We start from the raw sequence: 11,493 nt of genomic DNA, 5'->3' as shown, positions 1-11,493 counted from the left end.
AGCGGATACTGACTGGCTTTTTTTATGATGGGCTATTAGAGATTTTCACCATTAGTTTCAATGACATTTTGATACCAATAGAAACTTTTCTTACGAGAGCGTTCCAGAGTACCTTTACCGTCATTATCTTGATCAACATAAATGAAACCATAGCGCTTGTTCATTTCTGACGTTGAAGCACTGATCAGATCGATAGGTGCCCAAGAGGTATAACCCATCAATTCAACACCATCTTTCACCGCTTCTTTCATTTCTTTCAAATGAGAACGGAAGAACTCAATGCGATAATCATCATTGATTTGGCCATCGTCATCAATGTGATCGACCGCACCCATACCATTTTCTACTACAAATAATGGGATTTGATAGCGGTCATACATATCATTAAGCGCAATCCGCAAACCTACGGGGTCAATTTGCCAATCCCAATCAGTTGTTTTCAGATGTGGGTTTTTAACGCCACCAGCAATATTCCCGCCCACTTTATCCATTTTGTCGGCATTAACACTGGTCACCAGAGACATGTAGTAGCTGAACGACAGAAAATCAACGGTGTGTTGTTGTAGGATCTCCTCATCACCCGGCTGCATAACGACCTTAATGCCCTTCTCTGCAAAACGCCGCGTCATATGACGTGGATAGCGACCCCGAATTTGGACATCAGAGAAAAAGTAATTTAGCTGGTTTTCTTGGTGGGCCAGTAACACATCTTCTGGTGCACAACTTTCCGGATAGGTCAGCAAACGTGTCAACATGCAGCCAATTTTTGCATCTGGTGAAATGCGTTTACAGTGTTTGACGGCTAATGCACTGGCAATAAACTGATGGTGCAGTGCTTGATAAATCACTGATTCAACTTCATCAACGGGGAAACGTTCGGTGACAATCCCGCCCGACGTAAATGGATGACGAATTAAACTATCAATCTCATTAAACGTTAGCCAATATTTGACTTTTTCTTGATAACGCTCGAATACAGTGATGGCGAACTTCTCAAATAAATCAACCGTTTTACGATTACTCCAGCCACCATAGTTATTAACCAAGTAGATCGGCATTTCGTAATGAGAAAGCGTCACGAGCGGCTCTATGCCATTCTTATGCATTTCATCGAATAACTCATCGTAAAAACGCAAGCCAGCTTCATTGGGTTGTTCTTCAATACCATTTGGGTAAATTCGGGTCCAAGCAATAGATACGCGCAATACTTTGAAATTCATCTCGGCAAACAAAGCCATATCTTGTTTAAAACGATGATAAAAATCGATACCCCGACGCTTTGGATATTGACTGGCATCTTGGGTAACAATCGCTTCTTCTATTTGTTGATTAGTGATTTTATAATGTTTTTCGTATTCTTCACGCTTGAGATCTTTTTTATGAATCGCCATATCGGCTGTCGATAACCCTTTGCCACCGACATTCCAGCCGCCTTCAACCTGATTCGCTGCGACCGCTCCCCCCCATAAAAAACCCTTAGGGAAACCTTTAATTACTGAATCTGTCATTTTAACTCTCCAACGTGTATTTAAATTGAGGCAGGAATAACCGTTATTAATATATTGCCACGATCAACACTAACTTTTTCCGTCGCCAAGATATTGCTATAACTTTCAGTATTGGCAATGACTATCGGAGTTGTCATATCAAAGCCTCTGGCAACCAGTTCATCCAGATCGAAGGTCAATAATAATTGCCCTTGAGAGACAATATCGCCTTCTTTAATATGACTCGTAAATAACTCACCATTTAATTTAACCGTATCAATACCAACATGAATTAATATCTCCATTCCATTATCTGAAACGATACCTAAGGCATGATGGGTATGAAATAATTTTGATACGACGCCATCTACGGGGGAATACACCGCACCTTCCGTAGGATAAATAGCAATTCCCTTACCCATTATTTCACTGGCAAATACACCATCTTTTACTTCTGTCAGCGGGATGACTTTGCCATTAAGTGGTGCTGATAATAAAAGCTCGCTTACCCCTTGAGCTGATTTATCTCGCCTAACCGGGTTATTATTAAGTGGTGAAATTGAAACATCCGAGACGTTATTTTCATTTTTTTGCTCATCGAACCCGAGGAGATAGGTCAATATCGTAGACAGAGCAAATGACATCGAAATTCCAATCACATAATAAGCAAAAGTATTTGTCATAAAAGCAGGTAGTGTGGTCAATGCTGGGAAAACATAAGCCATCACGGTGGTACCCATCGCACCAACAAATCCCCCTGCAATGGTGCCGGCAATAAGAGATGCGATCAGCGGGCGTTTATACTTAATAGAGATACCGTAAACAATCGGTTCGGTCACGCCAGCAAAAAGGGCTGGAACCATGGTAGATAGCGCAAAGGATTTTAATTTCTTATCCTTGGTTTTCAGGAAGACACCAAATGCGGCACCGGCAGAGGCAAATGTAGCGGTGGCCGCCGCAGGCTTAATGGTATCGAAACCATGTAATGCCAGATTATTGAGCATCACTGGGACTAAGCCCCAATGCAAGCCGAACATGACTAACAATGTCCAACCGCCACCAATGATCGCCCCAGTCAACATACCGCTCACACTGTTCAGATAAGCGATGCCTGCCCCAATACCATCACCTAAATACACGCCAATTGGCCCAACGGCGATAACAATAACCGGTACCATGATGAGCAAGCCCAACATAGGGACTGCAATCATTTCAATACTTTGATGGATAAATCGTTTCAAAAATCGTTCGAGATAGGAATAGGCCCAAACAGCAAGTATCGCGGGAATGAGCGTGGATGAGTATTTCATCAGCACGACTGGAATACCCATAAACTCAACAATATCGCCTTGGTTCTGCATCAATCCAGTAAACGTGGGTTCGAGTAAGGCCCCCACAATGGCGACTGAGACAAAGGGATGGGCATTAAAAGATTTAGCACATGAAAATGCCAGTAAGAGAGGCAAAAAGTAGAAAACACTGTTACTGGCCGCAGCAAGAATTTTATACGTGCTACCGGTAGGATCGACAAATTGATAAGTGGTTAGGATAACCAGTAACGCTTTTAACATCCCAGCACCGGCAAGAGCGGGAACAATGGGGACCAAAATAGAGGACATTTTATTAAAGACACGACCGACTATATTGCCTTTCTTTTCTGCCGATTGATGCGTATCCGCTGAGGATGAGTCACCTTTAATGCCAAAATCGTCAATCATCACGTTATAGATTTTGGTGACATCATTACCTATCACAACTTGATATTGCCCATTACTTTCCACGGCTAAAATAACACCATCAAGCTTATCTAATATCGTTTTGTTAAATTTTTTTGAATCCCTGAGAGAAAATCTCAAACGTGTAATGCAATGAGTGAGTGATATAACATTCTCTTTCCCACCGACATGTTTGATTATTTCCCCTGCCAGCATGTGATATGCATTCATGGGCTAACCTCAATTTAAATAATAATCGATTGAATCCATTTATTTTTATGGATAAAGTATTTTATTGCTTAACAACAAACCAATTAGATTGGTTTCCTCACATGCTCAATATGAATGGAGAGAAACATCATTTCATCATCGGTTAACGAACGTCCATATTCATGCTTAATGAATTTATTTATTTTCTTCGCACACTCATAAGAAATAGCATACTTTTCTGCAACAATATCATGGAGAGAATTATCGTCGGTAGAAACATAGGTATTGCTTAATAACCGATGTGAAAAGAACTTCAAATGAGTCACAAAGCGCTGGAAATTAATCGACTCTTCTTCATACTCTATATTGAAGTGATACTTCACAATATTTAATATATCTTGAATCACTTTTGACACATTCTCAATATCAGGCATCGTGCCATCTTTTTGTGAATTCAACAGGTGTAACGCAATAAACCCCGCTTCATCTTCAGCAAGTTCAATATTGAGATTTTGTTTAATACTTTCTAGTGCAGCAACACCAATAATGAACTCATTTCGGTAAAGCCGCTTAATATCCCAAAGGAGCATATTTCTGACATGAACGCCCTGCTTTGCTCTTTCAATAGCAAAACTGATGTGATCAAGTAATGAGGCATACACACTTTTATGAATTTTTCTGTCTAATTGTGTCGTGGCTTGTTTAACAATCTCTAAAACAATATCAAATAGTGCCTCGGGCACATCCTGAAAAGCATCATTTGCTTTACCGAAACTGTTATCTTCATCAAGGCGGAATATTTTTTGAATGCAGGCGTCATCGACAAGATCACTGGCTTTTTTATTGAATCCGACTCCTTTTCCAATAACAACGCATTCTTTCCCACTAAAATCGTGGGCAACAACAACGTTATTATTCAGAACTCTCTGTATTCGCATATTCCACCCAAAAAAAAAGGCAAAACGTAAAAGAGTTCATTCTCTTTTAGGTTTTGCCTGTTATTACACAGTAACAATCCGATAGGCTCAATAAATCATAATGGCTGGGTTGTTGCAAGTGACCTTCATTATTCTTCCTTTTTTTGTGAGCTATTTCACAGCCCATAGTCAATATGTTTTCCCCACGTAAGGTGTATCCTGCCACTACGCCATAGATGAAAACACTAATATATATGCTTGTTGAATGATAAACTGACGCCATAGCAGCCATGCCCTGTCATGCCATAACTGGATATGAGTCACGTACAAATGCAAGAGAAACAAGTGGTTAATCAAAAGAAACAATATGATTTGAATAAATTGCAAAAACGCTTACGCCGCAATGTGGGTCAGGCGATTGCCGATTTTAATATGATTGAAGAAGGTGATCGGGTCATGGTGTGCCTGTCTGGCGGCAAAGACAGCTTTACCATGCTCGACATTTTGCAAAACCTGCAAAAAAGCGCACCGATTAGCTTCACTTTAATTGCCGTCAATTTGGATCAGAAACAACCTGGTTTCCCCGAAGACATTCTGCCTGCTTATCTCGATAAACAGGGCGTCGAATACAAAATTGTGGAAGAGAACACTTACGGGATAGTGAAAGAAATTATCCCTGAAGGCAAAACCACCTGCTCACTGTGCTCGCGCTTACGCCGCGGAATTCTGTACCGTACAGCCACAGAATTAGGGGCAACCAAAATAGCATTGGGTCATCATCGTGATGACATTCTGCAAACACTTTTCCTCAATATGTTCTACGGCGGCAAGCTAAAAGGCATGCCACCTAAATTGATGAGCGACGACGGTAAGCACATTGTCATTCGCCCATTAGCCTACTGCCGCGAAAAAGACATTGAACGGTTCGCTGAGGCCAGAGAGTATCCTATCATTCCTTGTAATTTGTGTGGCTCGCAGCCTAACCTGCAACGTCAGGTGATCAAGGACATGCTACGTGATTGGGATAAGCAGTATCCGGGACGCATTGAAACTATGTATAGCGCCATGCAGAATGTTGTGCCATCGCATCTGAATGACCACAATTTATTTGATTTTAAAGGTATCCAGCACGGTAGCGAGGTGGTTGACGGTGGTGATTTGGCTTTTGATCGCGAAGAATTGCCGCTGCAACCTGTCGGCTGGCAACCTGAAAGTGACGATGAGAACGAAAGTCAGCCGTTAGTACGTCTTGACGTGGTAGAGATTAAGTAAGCTTAGTCGAATCTTCCGCCTCACCCCATGTCACACTTGGGATGGGGCAAACCACTCGTCTTTGCGCCATCTATGGTGTTTCAAAAAAAGCAAAAAAAATGCCGATGTTGATATAACATCGGCATCGTAACAATTATGTGCTATGCAGTAATTCAAAAATAAAAGTATTACAAATATGGAGCGCAACGCCCATCGCTTGACGTTGCATTCACCTGCAAAGTGATAATGCCTGAGTCATTACTGCCAATACTTGATATCGCTCAATTTTGCAGTGATTAACCTGATCGCAGCCCGACACTTTTGCTCATCTATACGTTACCAACTAGAGCCATTTACTGTGTTTTAACCACCAAGCAACACCTAGCACCAAAGCCACTAACATCATGCAGAATGTCGCAAAACCAAAAGCGTCAGTATTGCCGGGAATGCCCCCTAAGTTGACACCAAATAAGCCCGTCAAAAAAGTGGTTGGTAAAAACACCATAGCCAATAGCGACATGGTGTACGTCCGCCGGTTCATTGCATCGGCCATCAATGAGCTAATCTCATCCGACAACACCGCAGTTCGTGCAATGCTAGAATCTAAATCTTCTAAACCACGGCCTAGGCGTTCTGAAATCTCCTGCATGCGCCGACGATCATCGTCGTTCATCCACGGCAACCGCTCGCTAGCCAGTCGCGAGAACACGTCCCGCTGAGGCGCCATATAGCGACGCAAGACAATCAATTGTTTACGCAGTAACGCCATTTGCCCACGTTGTGGGATCTTTTGCTCCAGCAGGTCGTCCTCAAGATCGATAATTTTATCGTGCAAATCCTCGATAAACTCACTGGTATGGTCGGTCAGGCCATCAACAATCTCCACCAGCCAATTACCGCTATTTGTTGGGCCAGTGCCACTTTGTAGATCATTCAGCACATCATCGATGGAATAGACTTTGCGATGGCGAGTGGAGACGATCAATTTGTCCGTCATAAAAACTCTAAAAGTGACTAATTGGTCTGGGCGGGCGTCGTTATTAAAATTAATCCCCCGCAAGGTAATCATTGTACCGTCTCCCAGTCGGGTGACTTTTGGCCGTACACTCTCACCTGCCAGCCCATCACGGACGACTTCGGGTAACAATGGGGTGTTTTGTAACCAAGCGGCGCTTTCTGGGTGAGTGTAATCCAGATGCAACCAACAAGGTTGCTCCGCAGTGGCGACCGCATCAGTACTGATTGATGTCACGCCACCCTTACCGTCCAACTGATAGGCATATACGGCATCAGAAACTTGAAGCGCTTTCCCTTCTACTGCATCCACAACACTGTCCTCAATTCGACTTTTATCATGCAATTAGCTCAGTGTAGCGCTAGCTACCTGATCTTTAAAGGCGATAGCTCGGATAAGCCGCTCTAAGGAAACATAATGTTAAAGGCTGCGAGAGAGTCGACAGTTTTAGGTACAAAAAAACCGCCGGTAAATATCGGCGGCATATTTGCTTTATCATCACCGTTATCAAAAGATAGATAAAGGTCAATGCTTGATAATATACATTGTATGACTGTAAGCGACGTCTTCAGGATTGGTTATTGGATAGCCTTTCACCCATGGTTTAATTAATCGCCCATTGGTAAATTGATATATTGGGGCGATTGGCACCTGTTCTGCAATAATTTGCTCGGCCTTATTGTAATCATCATTTAATAACTTAGGATTTGTTTGTCTGCTGGCTTCATTCAGCACGTGGTCGTAATTTTCGCTTTTAAATTTCGCGATATTCCCACTGTGGGTGGAGGTCAGTAGAGACAAGAAGGTCGATGGTTCATTGTAGTCACCCACCCATGACGCACGTACCACATCGAAATTGCCGGTGTTACGGCTATCAATATAAGTCTTCCACTCCTGGTTAATCATCTGAACATCCACACCCAATGTTTTCTTCCACATGGAAGCAATGGCGATGGCTAACTTCTGGTTGTTGTCAGAAGTGTTGTACAGCAAGGATAATTTGAGTGGCTTATCTGGGCCATAACCCGCAGCATGCAACAACGCTTTGGCTTGTGCATTCAGCTCATCTTGATCTTGTTGCTGCAATGCATTGGCTACTGGGTGGTAACCTGCGGTGACATCCGGCGTAAAGTGATAGGCTGGCTTTTCACCTGTACCCAATACTTTTTCAGCGATAATCTTGCGATCGATAGCATAAGATAACGCTTTGCGGACACGGACATCATTCGTAGGCGCACGTTGCGTATTAAAGGCATAATAATAAGTGCCGAGTTGATCTGGCGTATAAACTTGGTCAGGAATATCTTTTAATAGTTTCTGATATAAATTCTTCGGGAAGGATTCGGTAATATCGATATCGCCAGCCTGATAACGTTTAGTCGCATTCGCTTCCTGATTGATGGGGATAAACGTGACCTTAGTCAGTACAGTATTGGCATGATCCCAATAATGTTCGTTCGGTACCAATACTAATTTTTCATTGACCACTCGGTCTTGTAATTTAAATGCACCATTTCCAACCAAGTTACCGACTTTCGTCCAATCACTGCCGTGCTTTTCAACCACAGATTGCGGCACTGGGAATAAACTAAAGTTTGCAGTCAAACTAGGGAAATAAGGCACCGGTCTATTGAGCTTAACTTTTAGGGTATATTGGTCAACCGCACTCACCCCCAAAGTATCTGGCGACATCGTTCCCGCAATTATTTGTTGTGCATTCTCTACACCGGCCAATTCAGCAAACCAGGCAAATGGAGACAAACTTTTGGGGTCAACTAAGCGACGCCAGCTATAAACAAAGTCCTGCGCAGTGACTGGATCACCGTTTGACCATTTTGCATCTCGGCGTAACGTAAAAATATAAGTTTGATTATCAGCGGTTTGCCAATGAGAAGCGACACCGGGAATCACCTCCCCTTGCGCATTCTGGTTGACTAATCCTTCGAATAAATCTCGGTCAACCTGCGCCTCAATCAACCCGACAGCTTTTATAGGATCAAGGGAAGCTGGCTCATCTTTAATATGACGTACAATTTCTTGTTTCTCAGCCAGCACGGTACCCGCAGGAACTTGTGCGGCATTTGCCGTGCCTAACGCTGTGCCAACTAATGCGGCACACAATGCAAAACGGAAATAGCGCATAATTAATAACCTTTTCGTTGTTGTTCCATTTCAGCGAAAGTAAAAAAGTCGAATAAACATAAACTAGCAGATTAAATGCCATCGTGACGATGAGAAAATAAAAATACTGCCATCCATTGCTTTACGGTATATCAGCCTGAGTTAACACCCTAACCAGCAGACCGAATTTAGCTGTATTTCTCTACCAATGACGATTTTATCTAGCGAAAATAACTTATCTTATTGATTCAAGATAATAATATTAGATGATATGTTAACGACAGTAATTATTGTTCAGGATCACGAGAAACGTCATGAATCAACATCGGCCCCGCTCAGCGCGTGGGAACCTAACGACTTTAGGCCAGTCCTACGGCATATCGGCATTAGGCGCACCACTACTCTATTTCCCTGCCTCTCATCCTTGCGCGGATACTGGGCTAATCATTGCCGGTACGCACGGCGATGAAAGTGCAGCAATCGTTGCTCTATCATGTGCACTGCGCAGTATTTCGCCGCAACAACAACGCCACCATGTTGTGTTAGCGGTCAATCCTGATGGCTGCCAACTAGGGCTACGGGCGAATGCCAATGGTGTTGATCTTAATCGTAATTTCCCTGCACAAAATTGGCTAGCTGGGGAAACAGTGTATCGTTGGAACAGTGCTGCTGATGCACGAGATGTCGTGTTATCAACAGGTGAACAGGCTGGTTCTGAACCAGAAACGCAGGCTTTATGTGAACTTATCAACCAATTAGCACCCTGCTGGGTTGTGTCATTCCATGAGCCTCTAGCCTGCATTGAAGATCCCGATAGCTCAGTGTTAGGTGCTCGTTTGGCCACTCACTTTAACTTACCGTTGGTCACCAGTGTGGGTTACGCTACCCCCGGTTCCTTCGGCAGTTGGTGCGCTGATCGTCAGTTACCCTGCATCACCGCTGAATTACCGCCGATATCAGCAGATGCAGCCAGTGAATGTTATCTCGCTGCATTGATTGATTTATTAACGATGAGTGACTTATAGCACTAACGGATTAAGCCGATAAATCAATGGCCCCAATTGAAAAGTGCAATCCGCCCTCAACATCTTGCGCTAACCATGTCGGGCCATCCAAATCGACAAAGCGAGCCCCCGGCACTAAAGGCAATGCGGCTTGAATCGCACGGGAGGTACACAGCATACAACCGAGCATAATAGCGAATCCCATCGATTTAGCCTGCTCGGCCAATAATAGTGCTTCGGTTAACCCACCCGCTTTGTCCAACTTAATGTTGACCATATCATAGCGATCCACCAAACCTGCCAAATCATCTCTGGTGTGGCAGCTTTCATCAGCGCAAATCGGCAATGGATGGATGAAATTTTGTAACCCCTCATCCTGACCCGCAGGCAAGGGTTGCTCGAGCATCGCTACGCCGAGATCAGCCAGTAATTGGCAGCGAGCCGCCAAACCTTCCGTTTGCCAAGATTCATTGGCATCAACGATCAATGTCACTTCCGGTGCGGCACTGCGGATAGCCACTAAACGCTCAGCAATCAGGTGGTCATCAAGTTTTATCTTCAGCAAACTGGCACCTTGCTGCGCCAACGCTTTGGCACTGTAGGCCATCGCTTCAGGGGTACCAATGCTAACGGTCTGGGCCATGGCAATATTCGTGACGGCTGCTATCTCGCTTCTGTTCCATATACTTTGCTGATGCTGTAAGCATTCCAACTGCCACAATGCACTGTCTACTGCATTTCTCGCCGCACCTGCCGGCAATATCAGTTGCAGCTCATCCCGAGAAACACCGGACTCTATGGCACTCACCACTAAGCCTAGTTGGGCCATCACAGAAGATTCACTTTCACCATAATGCGGATATGGCGTACATTCACCAACAGCCAGAATGCCGTTTTCTTCAATCTCGACCACCACTACTTTTGCTTCTGTGCGGCTGCCTCGCGAAATGACAAACGCTGAATGTAAAGGCCAAGCCTCAGGGTAAAAACGCATTATTCTCAATTATGGCTCCTTGGCAGGAATCAAGCATTGGCGCTCGACGTGAGTTTCTAACCTAAACAAAATCTTCGGTATTTGGCAAATTTCTGATACCCAAGCTGCCATTGTTACCTTAAACTGAACTTCGTGTTACACATCTGTAAAAATGGAGAAAATAATGACACAGACCGTACATTTTCAAGGCAATCCTGTGACCGTCGCCGGTCAATTGCCACAAGTGGGCGATAAAGCGAAAGACTTTACTTTGGTAGCGAAAGATTTATCTGATGTTGCTTTGAGCAGCTTCGTTGGCAAACGTAAAGTCCTGAATATCTTCCCAAGCATTGATACCGGTGTTTGTGCTGCATCTGTCCGTAAATTCAATCAACTGGCTGGCGAACTTGAGAACACCGTTGTTCTTTGCATCTCTTCGGACCTGCCGTTTGCCCAATCACGTTTTTGCGGCGCTGAAGGTCTAAGCAATGTGGTCACTTTGTCTACATTGCGTGGAGCTGACTTCAAACAAGCTTACGGCGTCGATATTACTGATAGCCCATTGGCAGGTTTGACCGCTCGTGCTGTCGTGGTTCTGGATGGTCAGGACAATGTTATTCACAGTGAGTTAGTTAATGAAATCACCACTGAGCCTAACTATGACGCCGCTTTGGCAGCGCTGAAATAAGCCAATAATTTTGGGTTATTAGCAAGCAAGAACACAAAGCTAAACGGCTGTTCCTTCTGGGTTCAGCCGTTTTTTTACGTCTAATTTCAACGTCAGCAGCTTAGTGAATGTT

9 protein-coding genes are annotated in these 11,493 nt (G+C 43.8%); 3 read left to right on the top strand and 6 right to left on the bottom strand.

Features of this window, described 5'->3' with window-relative positions; translation table 11 throughout:
• Nucleotides 1-35: 35 nt before the first annotated feature.
• The 3 genes from BN68_RS04410 to licT form a co-directional block, all read right to left on the bottom strand.
• Nucleotides 36-1,508 carry a glycoside hydrolase family 1 protein gene (locus BN68_RS04410; protein ID WP_019209944.1) on the bottom strand — a complete coding sequence of 491 codons (1,473 nt, stop codon included), beginning with the start codon at nt 1,506-1,508 and terminating at the stop codon, nt 36-38.
• A gap of 20 nt (nt 1,509-1,528) precedes the next feature.
• Complete coding sequence (locus BN68_RS04405; protein WP_019209943.1) at nt 1,529-3,433, bottom strand: beta-glucoside-specific PTS transporter subunit IIABC; 1,905 nt, start codon at nt 3,431-3,433, stop codon at nt 1,529-1,531.
• An 83-nt stretch (nt 3,434-3,516) separates the two neighbouring features.
• On the bottom strand, nt 3,517-4,350 hold the full coding sequence (licT, locus tag BN68_RS04400) for a BglG family transcription antiterminator LicT (RefSeq protein WP_019209942.1): 834 nt from the start codon (nt 4,348-4,350) through the stop codon (nt 3,517-3,519).
• A 309-nt stretch (nt 4,351-4,659) separates the two neighbouring features.
• Here licT and ttcA point away from each other — a divergent pair, with 309 nt between their 5' ends.
• A complete protein-coding gene (gene ttcA, locus BN68_RS04395) occupies nt 4,660-5,601 on the top strand; it encodes a tRNA 2-thiocytidine(32) synthetase TtcA (RefSeq protein WP_019209941.1) in 942 nt (313 codons plus the stop codon).
• A gap of 322 nt (nt 5,602-5,923) precedes the next feature.
• On the opposite strand, the gene zntB is transcribed toward ttcA, so the two are convergent.
• Both zntB and BN68_RS04385 read right to left on the bottom strand, forming a co-directional pair.
• Nucleotides 5,924-6,907, bottom strand: coding sequence for a zinc transporter ZntB (gene zntB / locus BN68_RS04390; RefSeq protein WP_042806393.1), 984 nt, complete (start codon nt 6,905-6,907; stop codon nt 5,924-5,926).
• Between the two features lie 213 nt (nt 6,908-7,120).
• Complete coding sequence (locus tag BN68_RS04385) at nt 7,121-8,737, bottom strand: peptide ABC transporter substrate-binding protein (protein ID WP_019209939.1); 1,617 nt, start codon at nt 8,735-8,737, stop codon at nt 7,121-7,123.
• A gap of 293 nt (nt 8,738-9,030) precedes the next feature.
• On the opposite strand from BN68_RS04385, the gene mpaA reads away from it, so the two are divergent.
• Nucleotides 9,031-9,741 carry a murein tripeptide amidase MpaA gene (mpaA, locus tag BN68_RS04380; RefSeq protein ID WP_019209938.1) on the top strand — a complete coding sequence of 237 codons (711 nt, stop codon included), beginning with the start codon at nt 9,031-9,033 and terminating at the stop codon, nt 9,739-9,741.
• Between the two features lie 10 nt (nt 9,742-9,751).
• Here the strand turns inward: mpaA and ycjG are convergent, their stop codons facing one another.
• Nucleotides 9,752-10,723 (bottom strand): L-Ala-D/L-Glu epimerase, encoded by a 972-nt coding sequence (gene ycjG / locus BN68_RS04375; protein ID WP_019209937.1) that lies wholly within the window; start codon nt 10,721-10,723, stop codon nt 9,752-9,754.
• Nucleotides 10,724-10,877: 154 nt separating this feature from the next.
• On the opposite strand from ycjG, the gene tpx reads away from it, so the two are divergent.
• Nucleotides 10,878-11,381, top strand: a complete 504-nt coding sequence (gene tpx / locus BN68_RS04370) for a thiol peroxidase (RefSeq protein WP_019209936.1) — start codon at nt 10,878-10,880, stop codon at nt 11,379-11,381.
• The last annotated feature ends 112 nt before the right edge of the window (nt 11,382-11,493 follow it).

Source organism: Yersinia massiliensis CCUG 53443 (genome assembly GCF_000312485.1).
Taxonomy (GTDB): domain Bacteria; phylum Pseudomonadota; class Gammaproteobacteria; order Enterobacterales; family Enterobacteriaceae; genus Yersinia; species Yersinia massiliensis.
This window is presented reverse-complemented; position numbering and strand designations above follow the sequence as displayed.